Source organism: Acidiphilium multivorum AIU301 (assembly GCF_000202835.1).
In the GTDB taxonomy this organism is placed as follows: domain Bacteria; phylum Pseudomonadota; class Alphaproteobacteria; order Acetobacterales; family Acetobacteraceae; genus Acidiphilium; species Acidiphilium multivorum.
The window spans coordinates 3178592-3194064 of the sequence record NC_015186.1 but is presented as its reverse complement, the minus strand read 5'-3'; the positions used below and the strand labels follow the sequence as shown (position 1 = coordinate 3194064).

Here is a 15473-nt window from a genome sequence, read left to right as displayed (position 1 = left end):
TTTATCGTTTGACGGCAAGGGCCGGAGAAGCCGGCCGCAACGAAGAGGGGGAAGGGCGCCGCCATGTCCGAGGCTTTTCACGTCTATGACGAACGCTTTCGTTCGATGCTGCTGTTCAATGCGGCAATCGAGAAAATCGCCACGGGCTTCCGCTGGGCGGAAGGGCCGGTGTGGATCGGCGAGCAGAACTGCCTGCTGTGGAGCGACATTCCGAACGACCGGATGATGCGCTGGACGACCAACGGGACGGTCGACGTCTATCGCGCGCCGGCGCGGCACACCAACGGCCATACCCGCGACCGCCAGGGGCGGCTGATCAGCTGCGAGCATGGCGGCCGCTGTGTCAGCCGCACCGAATACGATGGCTCGGTGACCATCCTGGTCGACCGTTTCGAGGGCAAGCGGCTCAATTCGCCCAACGACGTCGTCGTGAAATCGGACGGCACGATCTGGTTTACCGACCCCGATTACGGCATCTGGAGCGACTATGAGGGCCACCGCGCGGAGAGCGAGATCGGCGCCTGCAACGTCTATCGCTTCGATCCGGCCAGCGGTGCGCTCGGCATCGTCGCCAGCGATTACGAGCGGCCGAACGGCATCGCGTTCAGCCCGGATGAATCGAAACTCTATGTCGCCGATACCGGCATGACCCACCGGCCCGATGGCCCGCATCACATCCGGGTGCATGACGTGATCGACGGCGCGCGGCTCGGGCCGGGCAGGGTCTTCGCGGAAATCCCGAACGGTTTCGCCGATGGCTTCCGGCTCGACGAGCACGGCAATGTCTGGTCGAGCTGCGGCACGGCGAACGGCGTTGCCGTCTTCGCGCCGGACGGCACGCCGCTCGGCAAGATCGACCTGCCGGAGGCGACCAGCAACCTCGTGTTCGGCGGACCGAACCGCAACCGCCTGTTCATGACGGCGACGAGCTCGGTTTATGCGCTCTACGTCGCAGTACGCGGCAACAAGACAGTGTAACTGCACCTTTATTTCGTTTGTCAGCCACCGGGAAGTGCTGTATCGAACCGATAATAAACCGTCCAGAATGAAGGGAGGATGTTCATGGAATTCGACAACCAGACCGCTGATCCGATCGGCGGCCTCGATCTGACGGGCGCAACGCGCCGCACGCTGATCACCGGCCTCGCGGGCGGGCTCGGCCTGGCGGCCCTGCCCCGCTTCGGCCTCGCCAACGGCCGCAAGCTCAAGATCGCGCTCTCGAACTCGTATATCGGCAACGAGTGGCGCATCGAGATGGTCAACCTCTTCAAGGCGGCGCTGCAGATGGAGCCGTACAAGAGCGAGATCGAAGGCTCCTACTACAACTCCGGCAACAACGTCTCGCAGGAAAGCCAGCAGATTTCCGGCATGATCGCCGAGCGGGCCGACGCCATCCTGGTCGACGCCGCCTCGCCGACCGGGCTGAACGGCATCATCCAGCAGGCGCATGCGCGCGGCATCCTCGTCGTCTCCTTCGACAATGTCGTCACCACGCCGGCGGCGCTGAAGGTGAACACCGACCAGTTCAAGTTCGGCGAAACCCTCGCCGAGTGGCTGGTGAAGAAGCTCGGCGGCAAGGGCAACGTCATCATGGTGACCGGCGTTGCCGGCACGACGGTGAACCAGCAGCGCAATCTCGGCGCCGAATCGGTGTGGAAGAAGCACCCCGGCATCAAGGTGGTCAGCCGCTTCGCGGGCGACTGGGATTCGGCGACCGCGGAGAAGAACACCGCCTCCGTGCTGCCCTCGCTGCCCAAGGTCGACGGCATCTGGTGCCAGGGCGGAACCGACGGCGTGCTGAAGGCGTTCATCGCCGCCAACCGTCCGCTGCCGCCCACCGCCGGCGAGGCCGAGAACGGGTTCCGCAAGTTCATGGTCGGCTACATGGGCCACAAGGTCGATGGCCTGTCGATCGGCCAGCCGCCCTATCTGGTGCTCGTCGCCCTTGAACTGGCGCGCCAGGTGCTGAACAAGAAGTATCCGCGCAAGGACATCACCATTCCGTTCCCGTTCGTGACTGACGCGACGGTGAAACCCGGCGTGACGGTGTTCCCCAACCTGCCGGACAGCTTCTTCGCCGACTTCACCGACAGCGGACCTGACGCGGTCGTGAAGGTCTGCGTCGATGCCGCGCTGCATGGCAAGCCCTGCGGCGGCAAGCTGACCGTTCACCTGCCCAAGGCATGACCGCGCCCGCAATCGCGGCGCGTGGCATCAGCAAGTCGTTCGGCGGCGTCAAGGCCCTTACCAGGGCCTCGATCGCCGTCGCACGCGGCAGAGTTCATGCGCTGGTGGGCGAGAACGGCGCCGGCAAGTCGACCCTGATCAAGATTCTCGGCGGCCGCATCCCGCCGGATGAAGGCACGGTGGAAATGGCCGAGGCCGGGCTGCGCGTCGGCACCGTGTTCCAGGAACTGACGCTGCTGCCCTTCATGACCGTGGCGGAAAACCTGCTGCTCGGCCGCGAACCGCGCACCGGGCTTGGCCTGATCGACCGGGCCGCGATGCCGGCGATCGCCGAGGCGGAACTCGCCGGACTCGGGATCACCCATATCGACACCCGCGCCCTTGCCGCCGATATCTCGCTCGCCGAGCGACAGATCATCGAGATTGCCCGGGTCATCATGTCCGAGCCGCAGGTGCTGCTGCTCGACGAGCCGACCTCGGCGCTGGTCGAGCGCGAGGTGGCCTGGCTGTTCGGGCAGATCCGCGCGCTGCGCGAGAAGGGGGCGGCGATCGTCTTCACCTCGCACCGCTGGGGCGAGATCACGAGCATCGCCGACGAAATCACCATTTTCCGCAACGGCACCGATGTCGGCACCTTCACCTCGATCGCCGAGGACGAGGCGATCACGCTGATGACCGGCCAGAAGCTCGATGCGGTCTTTCCGCCGCGCGACGCCCCGCCGGCGGCGCCGGCGCGCCTCACGCTGCGCGGCGCGCGGGCCGAGGGGACCGGGCTGCTCGATCTCGACCTGCATCCGGGCGAGATCCTCGGCATCGGCGGCCTCGCCGGGCACGGCCATCGCGCCCTGTTCTTCGGCCTGTTCGGCGCGCCAGGCTTCCGCGAGGGGCGGGTCGAGATCGACGGCAAGCCGGTGCGCATCGCCTCGTCGCGCGACGCCATGCGCGCCGGCATCGCGCTCGTGCCGGAGGACCGCAAGAGCGAGGGGCTGTTCCTGTCGCTCTCCGTGCGCGACAATTTCACTCTGCCGATCCTGCGCCGGCTCTCCCGTTTCGGCATTCTGCGGCTGGGGGCGGAGCGCGCGCTGGTGGCTGAAAACATCCGGCGGCTCGCCGTGCGGACGCCCTCGGCGGCGCAGCGCGTCGGCGCGCTGTCGGGCGGCAACCAGCAGAAGGTGCTGCTCGGCCGCTGGCTGATGACGCAGTCGCGCATCCTGCTGCTCTACGACGTCACCCGCGGCGTCGATGTCGCGACCAAGCACGAGATCTATGAACTCGTCGCCGGGCTCGCGCGCGAGGGCTATGCGATCCTGTTCTATTCGTCGGATGCCGAGGAACTCGCCCATCTCTGCCATCGGGTGAAGGTGATGCGGCGCGGCGCCTTCGTCGCCGAGATTGCGGCGGCGGACCTGTCCGCGGAGGCGATCGTCGCCGCCGCCATGCGTGAATCCGGTCAGAAAGAGGTGCCCAATGCCGCCTGACGCCACGGCCGCCGCGCTGCCGCGCGGAAGCCGCCTCGGCCACACGATCGCCCAGAATATCGGGCTGATCCTCGCCTGCGCGATCCTGATCCTCGCGGTGTTCGGCTTCGCGCTGATCTACGGGATCGAACAGCATCGCCTGCCGGGCAATTTCGAGCTGACCTCGGCCGTCAACTCCGCCATCCCGCTGGTCTTTGCCGCGGTCGGGCAGAGTTTCGTGGTGCTGACCCGCGGAATCGACCTCTCGGTCGGCGGTGTCGTCGATCTCGCCAATGCGATGGCCGCCGTGACCATGGGCAAGACGCTTGGCAGCGCGCTCGGCTGGTCCGCGATCATCCTGATGACGGGGGCGGCCTGCGGGCTGGTGAACGGGTTGCTGGTCGCGTTCGGCCGGTTGCCGCCGATCGTGGTCACCCTGGCGACCCTGTCGATCTTCCAGGGCCTGGCGATCCGCGTCCTGCCCGAGCCGGGCGGCGCGATCCCACCCGCCTACACGAACCTGCTGGTCAACCCCAACGGGCCGTGGGCGCTGGTCTACATCCTGGTGCTGGGCCTGGGCTGGGCGGCGTTCCGGCGGTCGCGCATGGGCGTGGATCTCTATGCGATCGGCAATGACGAGGCCTCGGCCTCGGCGCTGGGCGTGAACGTGCTGCGCACCAAGATCATCGCCTATGTGCTCGACGGCACGCTGGGCGCTGCGGCCGGGCTGTTCCTTGCCGCCTCGGCCACAGCGGGCGACGCGACGACCGGCAACTCCTACACGCTGTCATCGATCGTCGCGGTCGTGCTCGGCGGTATTTCGCTGTTCGGCGGACGCGGCTCGGCGATCGGCGCGATCGCCGGCGCCTTCATCACCACCCTCATCGTCAACATCCTGTTCTTTGGTCACGTGAACCCGCTCTACCAGTCCTTCTACGAAGGCGTGTTCCTGATCATCGCGGTCGTGCTGGGCGGCGCCATCGGCGGCGCGATCAGGCGGCGGCGATGAGCGCGCTCTCCGTCGACACGCGGCGCATCCTCTATGCGATCGCCGCCGCCATCGCCCTGTTCCTGATCGGCGAAGCCGCCCATCCCGGCTTCCTGTCCGGCGGCAGCGTTTCCTCGATCCTGGTGATCGCCTCCTTCGTCGGCCTGGTGGCGGCGGGGCAGTGCTTCGTCATCCTGATCGGCGGCATCGATCTTTCGGTGCCCTGGGTGCTCAACGCCGCGGCGATCCTGCTCACCACCACCTCGCTCGGCAAGAACGCCGCCGCGCCGGAGGCGATCGTGGTCGCCCTCGGCATGGGGCTGCTCGTCGGCGCCGCGAACGGGATCGGTGTTGCCTTCCTCGGCATTCCCGCGGTGGTGATGACTCTCGCCATGAACGGCATCGTCGAGGGGCTGACCCTCGGGCTGACCGGCGGCTTCACCTGCTCGTCGTGCTCGTCCTACGCGCCGCCGGCGATCCAGACCCTGGCGCATGGCACCCTGCTCGGCATTCCCGACGCGCTCTGGCTCTGGGCGGTGATTACCGCGCTGGTGAGCGGCGCCCTCGCCGTGACGCGGTTCGGACGCGCGACCTACGCACTCGGCACCAACCCGCTCGCCGCGACCCTCGCGGGGATCGACGCGCGGCGGATGACGATCCTGCTCTATGCATTGTGCGGCGGGTTCGCGGCACTCGGCGGCGTCATGCTGGTGGGCTTCGGCGGGCAGGCCTCGCTCGGGCTGGGCGATCCCTACCTGTTCACCTCGATCGCCGCGGTGGTGATCGGCGGCGTGAACATCCTCGGTGGGCGCGGCAATTATCTCGGCGTCGCCGCCGGCGCGGTCAGCCTGACCGTGCTGGTCTCGGTGCTGCTCGCGCTTTCGATGCCCGATTATGTCCGCAGCATCGCCTATGGCGTCGTCATCCTCGCGCTGCTGCTCGCCTATGGGCGGGAGAAGGAACGGTGAGCGCCTGGCAGCCGGCCGGGTGCTACCCCGATCCGGCGATCCACACGCTCTCGCCGTCCTTCGCGCGCTACCGGCTGTTCAACGCGGCGGTCGAGCGGCTGGCCGAGGGATGCCGCTGGGCCGAAGGGCCAGTCTGGTTCGGCGATGGGCGCTTCCTGCTGTGGAGCGACATTCCGAACGACCGGATGCTGCGGTGGGATGAGACCGATGGCAGCGTCAGCGTGTTCCGCCAGTCCTCGGGCCATGCCAACGGCAACACCCGCGACCGGCAGGGCCGGCTGATCACCTGCGAGCATGGCGGGCGGCGTGTCATCCGCACCGAGATCGATGGCAGCATCACCGTGCTGGCGGACGGATTCGGCGGGCGGCGGCTCAATTCGCCCAACGACGTCGTGGTGAAATCCGATGGCAGCATCTGGTTCACCGATCCGCCGTTCGGCATTGCCGGGTGGTATGAGGGGCATCGCGCCGTGGCGGAGCTGGCCCCGGCGATCTACCGAATCGACCCGGTGACGGGCACTGTCACTATGGTGGCCGACGACATCGCGGGACCGAACGGACTGGCGTTCTCGCCGGATGAGAGCCGGCTTTACGTCGTCGCCTCGCGATCGGAGCCCCACCGCGCCATTCACGTGTTCGACGTGGTGGACGGAAGCCGCCTTGCGAACAACCGGCGGCTGATCGATGCCGGCCCAGGCGGCACGCCGGACGGCTTCCGCGTCGATATCGATGGCAATCTCTGGTGCGGCTGGGGCATGGGCGACCCGGCGCTTGACGGGGTGATGGTCTTCGATCCCGAGGGAACGCCGATCGGCCGCATCGCCTTGCCGGAACGCTGCGCCAATGTCTGTTTCGGCGGGCGGCACCGCAACCGGCTGTTCATGGCGGCGAGCCGGAGCATCTACGCGCTCTACGTCAACACCCAGGGCGTGCGCGGCGGCTGAAACCCCCGCCATCGTCCCGATGGCGGGGATGGTGGTGGTTCAGAAATCTTCCCAGTCATCGGCGTCGGCACGGCCTGGAGCCGCCGGGAGAGCCGCGAGGACGGCCGGTCTTGGCGCGTGACGCGGCGCCGGCCTTGCGGGCGCGGCAGGGCGCGGCTTCACCGGTCGCGGCGCCGTGTCCACGACGCCACCGAGATCAAACCGTGCGATGAGGCTGGCAAGCTGTTCCGCCTCCTGCGCGAGGTTATGGCTGGCGGCGGTGGATTCCTCGACCATGGCGGCATTCTGCTGCGTGGTCTGGTCCATCTGGCCGACGGCGGTATTCACCTGCACCAGGCCGGTCGACTGCTCCTGCGCCGAGGCGGCGATTTCGCCGACGACGCCGTTGATCTCGCCGATCTGGGCAACGATCCGCTCCAGCGCCCGGCCGGTCTGCCCGACCAGGTCGACCCCCGCGACCACCTGCTGGTTCGATGCGGAAATCAGCGTCTTGATCTCCTTGGCCGCGTCGGCCGAACGCTGCGCCAGCGCGCGCACCTCGGAGGCGACCACGGCGAAACCGCGCCCCGCCTCGCCGGCCCGCGCCGCCTCGACACCCGCGTTCAGCGCCAGCAGGTTGGTCTGGAAGGCGATCTCGTCGATCACGCCGATGATGTTGCCGATCTGCTTCGACGACGCCTCGATCTCGCCCATCGCCTGCACGGCCTGGGACACCACGGTGCCGCCGCGCTGGGCGTCGTGCTGCGCCGTATCGACGACACCGCGCGCATGGACCGCGGCCTCCGCGGTCTTGCGCACCGTCGCGGTGATCTCTTCGAGTGCTGCGGCGGTTTCCTCGAGGGTGGCGGCCTGCTGCTCGGTGCGGCGCGAGAGATCATCGGCGGCCGAGGAAATCTCGTTCGTTCCGGAGCGGATCGCCGACGTGTTGGCGGCCACAACGCGCATCGCCTCCTGCAGGCGGTCCATCGCAACATTGAAATCGTTGCGAAGACGCTCGTATTCGGACGAGAAGGCCTCGTTCAGGCGGAAGGTGAGCCGGCCGGCCGCCAGTTGTTCGAGGCCGCCGGCGACGGCATCGAGAACAAGGGCCAGCTGCTTGGCGGCGGCCTCGCGTTCGGCATCGGCGCGGGCGCGCTCGGTCTCGCGCTGGCGGGCGAGCGCCGCGGCCTCGGCCTCCAGCCGCGCCTTCTCGATGCCCGCCGACTTGAAGATCTCGACCGCGCGCGCCATTCCCCCGATTTCGTCCTTGCGGTCGGTGAACGGCACGAGGGCCTCGAAATCTCCCCGTGCGAGTTGGGTCATCGCCGCGGTCATCGCCCGCAGGATCGAGCTGATCTTGCGCTGGATGAGATACATCACGATGAGGAACAGCGCGAAGATCGGCACGAAGATCGCGGCGAAACGCGAGACATTGCGCCAGAACTCGGCGTTGATGTCGTTGATGTAGGCGCCGGTGCCGATGTACCAGCCCCAGCCGGGGACCTGGCCCATGAAGGAGATCTTGGGCTCGGGTTTCGTCGATCCAGCCTTGGGCATGTAATAGTGGCCGAAGGCAGGGTGCCCCGCGCGGATCGAATCGATCATGACCCGGTCGGTGTAGTGGCCGAACATGTCCTTCGCATCATAGCGGTCGGTGCCGATCAGGGCCTTGTCGACATGCTGAAGGCCGATGCCCTTGCGGCTGTCCACGAAATAGTAGTCGCCATGATCGAACCGGGCGGCGCCGAGCGCCTTGAGCGCGAGCGCCTTCGCCTGCGGCTGCGGCATGGATCCGCTCTCCGCCATCTTGACGAAGCTGCTGGTGATGTTGACGGCATCACTGACAAGGGCGCGGATTTCCGCCTTTCTGCCCTGCATTCCGATCTGGTAGGAGGCAAGAAGCCCGAGAACCATGGCGATAAGCGTCATCACGATGCCGAACGCACCGAGCGCGGCAAACTGGTAACGGATCGAAAGCTTGTTGAGCACTGCATGCCTCCACAGACGCGTCGCGCATGCATGCCAGCTCTTGGTTAAAGAACCGTTTTGCCCGATCGGGAAGGCGAAAAAAAACCGGACCAGTGCGTCAGATTTTCATTCATATGCAGAAATTGCAATATATTTCATTGGCCCATGAAATAGAAAAGTCTCGTTTTTTAAATCTTGGCGCATCATCCAGAAGAATAATAACGATAGGTACTATTTCGACGGAAATGACCTTTTCAACAAAATTTCTGGTTGTATTTTTAAAGATTATTTTCTATCAGTATATTCTGGATCATATCGTAATATTTTTAATACATTCTGCAATAATTTCATGAGGCCGCGTTGATAGCATCCCCCCCGCGATCCACGGAGTGGGGAGGCCATGCGACATACCGCTTACGAAGGTTTCGCCGCCCGACCTGCCGAGTCCGTCTTTGGCAACGGGGCACAGGCCCATACCGGCGGTGCGGGCGGCAGAGCGGCAGCGGACCGGGTGATGGTCGGCCAGTCTCCGGCGATGCTCAGGACATTCGAGCTGATCCGGAGATTCGCACCGGTCGATGCGCCAGTGCTCATCACCGGGGAGACCGGCACGGGAAAGGAACTCGCCGCCCGCGCGATCCATGACAGGTCAAACGCCTGCGACGGCCGTTTCGTGGCGATCAACTGCGCCGCCCTGCCCGCCAGCCTGATTGCCTCGGAACTGTTCGGCTACGAGAAAGGCGCCTTTACCGGGGCCGCCGCCCGGCGGGTCGGGCTGATCGAGATGGCCGATGGCGGCTCTCTCTTCCTGGACGAGATCGGCGACCTGCCTCTCGAATTGCAGGGTCATCTGCTGCGATTCCTTCAGGAGGGGCAGATCTTCCGCCTTGGCGGACGCGAGCCGGTCAGCGTGCGCACCCGCGTCATCGCCGCCACCCATGTCGATCTCCACCGCGCGATCGAGGACGGGCGGTTCCGCGAGGATCTGTTCTACCGGCTCAACGTCCTGCAGATCGAGATGCCACCGCTGCGCGCCAGGGACGGCGATATCGAGCTCCTCGCCATGGTCGTGCTGCGCAGCGCCGTCCGCGAACTCGGCCTCGCGATCGACGGATTCTCGCCCGAGGCGCTGGCGGCGCTGCGCCGGCACGGCTGGCCGGGCAATGTGCGCGAACTGGTCTCGACCGTTCGGCGCGCCGCGGTGATGGCCAGCGGACGGCTGATCGAGGCGGCCGACCTCGCCCTGCCCGCGCCACGAGAGCCGGCACGGCAACGGGTCGCCACCGGCCCGCATGGCGCAATCGACCGCGAGGCCGTGCTCGCGGCCCTGGCACGGTGCGGCCAGAACCGCGCCAGGGCCGCGCGGGAGCTCGGGATTGCCCGCGTCACGCTTTACCGCGTGCTGCAGCGCGCGGCGACGACCGACCCAAACAGGGAGACCATTGATGAGGACTGATACCAGACGGCGCCGCCGGGCCACGGCGGCGGCGGCGCTGCTCGCGGCGACGGGATTCGCCCTGCCCGCGGCTGCGGCGCCGGCCGAGGCGGCGGGCGACGGCGCGTCGCTCGAACAGTTGCGGGCCAGCATCGCGCGCGCGGAGGCGCGGCTGGAGAAGACACGGGCCGAACTCGATCGCGAGCGCGCGGAGCTCGACCGCCAGGGCGCGCTGCTCGATGCCGAGATGCGGCGCATCAGGGGGGCGGGACCGGGACCGACCGTCGCCGCACAAAATCCCGCCGACGCCACGGCGCCCGCTGATACCGCACCGCCATCGGCGGAACAGACCTCGGCGCCGATCACCGAACCCAAGCCGAAGGAACGGCGGGAGGCGAGGGTCCTCCAGACTTCGCCGCTGCAATCGGTCGGCGGCGTGCTGACCCCGCGCGGCACGCTCGTGATCGATCCCTCGCTCGAATACGACTACTCGGCGGAAGACCAGCTGAGCCTGAACGGGTTCACCATCCTGCCCGGCATCACCTTTGGTCAGCTTCTGCTCGCGCGCGTGCGGCAGAGCGTGATCACGCCGGCGCTGACCCTGCGCTACGGCCTGACCGACCGGCTGGAACTGAGCGCCAAGATTCCCTTCGTCTACGCCTATCAGGAGACCGTCACCCAATCGATCCTGCAGCAGAGCGGCGGCGGGACGACGGTGAACGTGCTCGCCCCGAGCGCCCATGCGGCGGGACTCGGCGACATCCAGTTCGGCGCCAGCTACCAGTTCAATTCAGGCGCCGACGGCATGCCGATCCTGGTCGGAAACGCGATCTTCAAGACCGCGACGGGCACGAGCCCGTTCTCGGTGCCGGTCTACACCACCAACGATCCGAACGGCGGGATCATCTCCGGCATCCAGAAGAAGGTGCCGACCGGCACCGGGTTCTATTCGCTGGAACCCAGCCTGACGGTGCTCTACCCGACGGCACCGGGGATCCTGTTCGCCAACCTGCTTTACATCCACAATTTCGGCCGGACGGTAGAGGTGCAGGATCCTGGCGGCGGACCGCCGATTCCGGCGGACGCCAAGCCGGGCGACGCGGTGGCCGCCACGTTCGGCATCGGGTTCGCCCTCAACGATCAGACCACGTTCACGTTGAGCTACCAGCAGGAACACGTTTTCGGCGCGACGTTCAACCATGCGGCGGTGAAGGGGTCTTCCTACGATTTCGGGACGTTCAATTTCGGCGTCGGCTACCAGCTCTCGAAATCCACCACGATCAATCTCGGCGTCGGCATCGGCGCGGGCCCGAATGCGCCCGTCGCGAAGGTGCTCATCGACGTGCCGATCCGGTTCTGAGGGATCGCACATGTATCCGTATCACGCGTTTCATGAGCCGTTTCATGATACGGCGCGGCCAGCCGGCGGAATCGGGCCAGACACCATTTTTCCCTTGTTTTTCAGCCCATTGACCATGATGCGCGGATTGGCACGCGGCTTGCTGATGAATGTTCATGCAGATGCGGGATCCGCCATCCGGCCCGCGGCTGCAGGGGCCGCGGCGCGCGCAGCGACCCGGCCCACGCAACCCGAACCACAGGAGTGACCCATGCGGACTTCCCTTCTTTTCGCCGGCGTCTCGGCCCTCGCCCTCGGGCTCGGCTTTGGCGTGGCCCACGCAAACCCGCCCGGCCCCCCGAGCCCCGGCGGCTCGACAACGTCGAGCTACAACACAACCAACACGACCAACACGACCAACTCAAACCACCAGTCCTGGTCGAGCCGGACGGCCAACTCGAACAACGAGACCGAGACCAACATGGCGGCGGCGTCGTCCGGCGGCGTGGCGGCGAACAACCACAGCCTGGCGATCAGCGCCTCGCTGTCGAACTTCGCGAACAGCTACAAGACGATCTCGAACTACCACCTCGCCACCGCGACGACGAACGGCTCGGTCATGGCCGGCGCCATGGCGAGCGGCGGCGGCAGCGGCGGGCCGGGCGGCATGGACAGGACGTACGGACGGCACGGCAAAGGTTCATCCGGAGCACCGGTGGTTTCGATGAACGCCTCCCTCAACAACACGGCGAACGGCACCGGCATCGTGACGGCGCAGGTCAACGCCGGCGTGAACTCGCTGCAGCAGAACACGGTCGCGCTGTCGTCCGTGGTTTCGGGCAGTTCCAACACCTCCGTGTTCCATTGATCGGTCCGTCCGGGCCTCACGCGGCCCGGACGACATCGAATGGAACCGCCATGGTCCGGCCCGTCCGGGCCATGGCTTTCGGGAGAGAGTGCGATGGACAGGCTTGATGGCCGGACGACCGGCGTGGCGCGGCGGATAGTGCGGGTGACCGTGGCCAGCCTCGCGCTGATCGGCTGCGCGATGATCGTGGCGCCGCCTTTCGCCCGCGCGGCAGGCAATGGCGCCCCGGATACGTCGCTGCTCGGCGCGCTGAAGGGCAACGAGCTGCACGGCGCCGCCCTGGGCCGGCTGCGCGCAGGCGGCGTCGTGATCCAGAACGCCACGACCGACGGCTCCGTGAGCGGATCGGTCGGCCGCGGCGCGGTTACCGGAACGGTAAGCGCCAGCAACGCAATCAACAACAATGCCGGAATCACCACGGTGTTCCAGAACAGCGGCAACAACGCGCTGATCCAGAACACGATGACCATCAACGTGACGATGCACTGACGCCACCGCGCCGCCGCGGCCGTTTCCGCGGCGGCGCAATTTCCGAGAGGGACGACGATGACGCAGACCCCTCAGCCTCGCGACCGGACCAGGCTTTCCGGCACGCATGCGCCGGGATGCCGCGCCATTCTGGCAGCCCTCTGCCTCGCCTGCGGGATTGCCGGGCCGGCGGCCGCGGGCAATTTTCCGATCAACGGACTGAGCCTCGGTGCCGGCAGCGTCAACATGCCGATCCAGAGTTTCGAGTCGATGCGGTTCAGCCAGACGATTCACCAGGCCTATGATTTTTCCTGCGGATCGGCGGCGCTCGCAACGCTTCTGACCTATGCCTATCATCGGCCGGTGACGGAGAAGAAGGTCTTCCTCTCCATGTTCCGGAACGGCAATCGCGAGGCGATCGAGCGATACGGCTTCTCGCTGCTCGACATGAAGACCTATCTCGCGCGCGAGGGCATTCCCTCCGGCGGGTTCGACGCGCCGCTCTCGAAGCTCGCAGGGCTGCATGTGCCGGCGATCGTGCTGATCAACGACCATGGCTACCATCATTTCGTCGTTGTCCGCAGTATCGCGGAAGGCCGCGTGCTGCTCTCCGATCCGGCGGTCGGCCTGCGATCGGAGAGCGTCGCGCGATTCCGCAAGCAATGGAGCGGCATCTTCTTCCTCATCCTCAGCCAGGCGGAGATCGCACAGAAGAACTTCAACGATCCGTCGCTCTGGCAGGGGAGCCCTCCGGCGCCGACCGAGATCGCGCGCTATGCGCTGAGCCTCGCCAGGCTGCAGGAGGTGACGATCCCGATCGCGAACCGCTTCTGAAGCGGCTCGCGGCATGACGCCCACGAAAGGACCATGACCATGACCGATCGTTCCGCGATTTCGCGTATTCTCCGCAGTGCCGCGCTGCTCGGGGCCTTCACGGCCGGGGGCGCGGCATCGGCGCAGGCCGCGGGGCCATTCGCGGCGCTCGGGGCCGGCGCGGCGCTGAGCGATGCGCGCCTTGCCTCGATCCGCGGCGGATTCGACCTGACGCCGCAACTGACGGTCGACTTCGCCTACCGGCAGGTGACCACCGTGAACGGCACGGTCATCGCCGCCGTGGCGATCCCGCAAATCCATCTCGCGTTCGGCCCGGCGACCGCGGCACTTTCGCTGCCCTCGATCGCGACGACCACGACGCCATCGGTCGGCGCGACGGGTTCGGCCCCGCCGACGCCGCCCGCTCCCAACACTGCCACCCCGTCTGTTCCGACGCCCCTTCCCGCCCCGACCATGACTTCCCCGGCGGCCCTGGTGCACAGCGTCTCGAATGTCGGCGGCACCAATGTCGCGACCACCTTCTCCTCAAGCGGCATCGCCACCATCATCGCCAATACGGCGAACAATGCGCTGATTCAGAACCAGATCGCGGTGGATATCGGCACGACCGGCATGTCCACGCTGCTGACCGGCCAGGCGCATGCCATGATGATATCCCAGGCCATGACCGATGCGACGCGCAATCTCCGTTAGCGTAGCGCGGCGCGCGACCGCCCTTCTGCTCGGCTGCGGCATCGCGCTGTGGGCTGCGGGGCCTTCATATGCGGCCGGCCCCGCGGCCCCGCAGCCGGGAGATTTCGCCGGGCTACGGCTGGTTGCCCTGCCTGATGCGGCACTGGCCCGTACCACCGGCACAGGGATCGCCTCCCCGCCGGTGGTCATCCGCGTGCCGGACCGCGGCCGGGTTGCGCTCTGGGACGAGCTGACCGCCAAGCCCGGCGATCTCGGTCTGCCGGCCGGCCAGGTCACGATCACGCTCAACGGCCGTTAGAGCGTCATCCGATCCGGCAGGATCGGAAAGCGCGCGAGTGCGCCATGCCTTCCGGCGCGCTGTCGCTCGTCAGACCGGCTCCCAGGAAAACACGTCGTGGCTGCGCTCCAGCGGCGTCAGCGACGAACGCAGCGCGGGAAATGCATGATCGCGGAGCAGTTCCGGCGTCCATCCGCCATCGCGCTGCACGGAGCGCAATGGCCGGCTCTGGCTCATCACGAAGATCTCGTTCCGGCGGATGGTGAAAACCTGGCCGGTCACGTCGCGTGCCGCGTCCGAGGCGAGAAAGACGGCGAGCGGCGCATTATGCTCGGGATTGATTTGCTGAAGGCGTGCCATGCGAGCCCTGTCATCCTCCGTTTCGGCGCGGAACGCGCTGGCCGCGCGCGTCCAGGCGAAAGGCGCAACGGCATTGGAACGGACATTGTAACGTTGCATGTCGATCGCGATCGACCGCGACAGGCCGACAATGCCGAGCTTCGCCGCCGCATAGTTCGCCTGACCGGCATTGCCGATCAGCCCTGACGTGCCGGTCATGTGCACGAAGGCGCCGGATTCCTGGCGGCGGAAATGTTCGGCGGCGGCACGGCTGACGAAGAAGCTGCCGTTCAGGTGAACGCCGACCACCGAAAGCCAGTCCTCCGGCGTCATTCGGTGGAAGATTGCATCGCGCAGGATTCCGGCGTTATTGACCACGATGTCGAGGCGACCGAAAGCGTCGAACGCGGTCTCGACGATGCGGCGGGCAGAGTCCCAACGGCTGACCGTCTCGCCACAGACGACGGCACGGCCGCCGCCCGCCTCGATGATCAGCTTCGTCTGCTCGGCCGGAACCGAGGAGCCGCCTTCGCCGGCCAGCGAGACGCCGATATCCGCGATCACCACAGCGGCGCCGGCGGCGGCCATCGCGACTGCAACGGCGCGGCCGATACCGCTGCCCGCCCCCGTGACGATGGCGACCCGGCCTTCCAACATCGGCGCTGCGTGCATCTCGTTCATGGTCCTCTTGCGCGTCACCGGCGACCGCCGCGGAATGGCGGGCCGGAT

Annotated in this window: 15 protein-coding genes; 13 read left to right on the top strand and 2 right to left on the bottom strand. The window is 67.0% G+C overall.

Features of this window, described 5'->3' with window-relative positions; translation table 11 throughout:
• Positions 1–63 precede the first annotated feature (63 nt).
• From ACMV_RS14505 to ACMV_RS14480, 6 genes are all read left to right on the top strand, one after another.
• Positions 64–978, top strand: a complete 915-nt coding sequence (locus ACMV_RS14505; protein ID WP_007423375.1) for an SMP-30/gluconolactonase/LRE family protein — start codon at positions 64–66, stop codon at positions 976–978.
• Between the two features lie 84 nt (positions 979–1062).
• Complete coding sequence (locus tag ACMV_RS14500) at positions 1063–2187, top strand: sugar ABC transporter substrate-binding protein (RefSeq protein WP_012040168.1); 1125 nt, start codon at positions 1063–1065, stop codon at positions 2185–2187.
• Entirely contained in the window at positions 2184–3665 is a 1482-nt protein-coding gene (locus ACMV_RS14495) for a sugar ABC transporter ATP-binding protein (protein WP_013640900.1), read from the top strand. The genes ACMV_RS14500 and ACMV_RS14495 overlap by 4 nt, the downstream gene beginning before the upstream one ends.
• The gene (locus ACMV_RS14490) at positions 3655–4653 is read left to right on the top strand and encodes an ABC transporter permease (protein WP_012040166.1); all 999 of its coding nucleotides are present in this window, start codon (positions 3655–3657) and stop codon (positions 4651–4653) included. The genes ACMV_RS14495 and ACMV_RS14490 overlap by 11 nt, the downstream gene beginning before the upstream one ends.
• Complete coding sequence (locus ACMV_RS14485; protein WP_007424627.1) at positions 4650–5600, top strand: ABC transporter permease; 951 nt, start codon at positions 4650–4652, stop codon at positions 5598–5600. The genes ACMV_RS14490 and ACMV_RS14485 overlap by 4 nt, the downstream gene beginning before the upstream one ends.
• The gene (locus ACMV_RS14480; protein ID WP_013640899.1) at positions 5597–6544 is read left to right on the top strand and encodes an SMP-30/gluconolactonase/LRE family protein; all 948 of its coding nucleotides are present in this window, start codon (positions 5597–5599) and stop codon (positions 6542–6544) included. The genes ACMV_RS14485 and ACMV_RS14480 overlap by 4 nt, the downstream gene beginning before the upstream one ends.
• A 39-nt stretch (positions 6545–6583) precedes the next feature.
• On the opposite strand, the gene ACMV_RS14475 is transcribed toward ACMV_RS14480, so the two are convergent.
• Complete coding sequence (locus ACMV_RS14475) at positions 6584–8512, bottom strand: methyl-accepting chemotaxis protein (RefSeq protein WP_012040165.1); 1929 nt, start codon at positions 8510–8512, stop codon at positions 6584–6586.
• A 379-nt stretch (positions 8513–8891) separates the two neighbouring features.
• Between ACMV_RS14475 and ACMV_RS14470 the strand changes: the two genes are divergently transcribed.
• From ACMV_RS14470 to ACMV_RS14440, 7 genes are all read left to right on the top strand, one after another.
• Positions 8892–9947, top strand: coding sequence for a sigma-54 interaction domain-containing protein (locus tag ACMV_RS14470; protein WP_041665126.1), 1056 nt, complete (start codon positions 8892–8894; stop codon positions 9945–9947).
• A complete protein-coding gene (locus ACMV_RS14465) occupies positions 9937–11286 on the top strand; it encodes a hypothetical protein (protein ID WP_012040162.1) in 1350 nt (449 codons plus the stop codon). The genes ACMV_RS14470 and ACMV_RS14465 overlap by 11 nt, the downstream gene beginning before the upstream one ends.
• A 250-nt stretch (positions 11287–11536) precedes the next feature.
• The gene (locus ACMV_RS14460; protein WP_013640897.1) at positions 11537–12133 is read left to right on the top strand and encodes a hypothetical protein; all 597 of its coding nucleotides are present in this window, start codon (positions 11537–11539) and stop codon (positions 12131–12133) included.
• A gap of 93 nt (positions 12134–12226) precedes the next feature.
• Positions 12227–12622: a hypothetical protein gene (locus ACMV_RS14455; RefSeq protein ID WP_007422629.1), complete on the top strand. Its 396-nt coding sequence runs from the start codon at positions 12227–12229 to the stop codon at positions 12620–12622.
• A 57-nt stretch (positions 12623–12679) separates the two neighbouring features.
• A complete protein-coding gene (locus ACMV_RS14450; protein WP_007422630.1) occupies positions 12680–13435 on the top strand; it encodes a C39 family peptidase in 756 nt (251 codons plus the stop codon).
• Positions 13436–13474: 39 nt separating this feature from the next.
• Positions 13475–14128, top strand: a complete 654-nt coding sequence (locus ACMV_RS14445) for a hypothetical protein (protein ID WP_007422631.1) — start codon at positions 13475–13477, stop codon at positions 14126–14128.
• On the top strand, positions 14106–14426 hold the full coding sequence (locus ACMV_RS14440) for a hypothetical protein (protein WP_013640895.1): 321 nt from the start codon (positions 14106–14108) through the stop codon (positions 14424–14426). The genes ACMV_RS14445 and ACMV_RS14440 overlap by 23 nt, the downstream gene beginning before the upstream one ends.
• A gap of 69 nt (positions 14427–14495) precedes the next feature.
• Here the strand turns inward: ACMV_RS14440 and ACMV_RS14435 are convergent, their stop codons facing one another.
• Positions 14496–15425 (bottom strand): SDR family oxidoreductase, encoded by a 930-nt coding sequence (locus ACMV_RS14435; RefSeq protein WP_013640894.1) that lies wholly within the window; start codon positions 15423–15425, stop codon positions 14496–14498.
• Positions 15426–15473 lie beyond the last annotated feature (48 nt).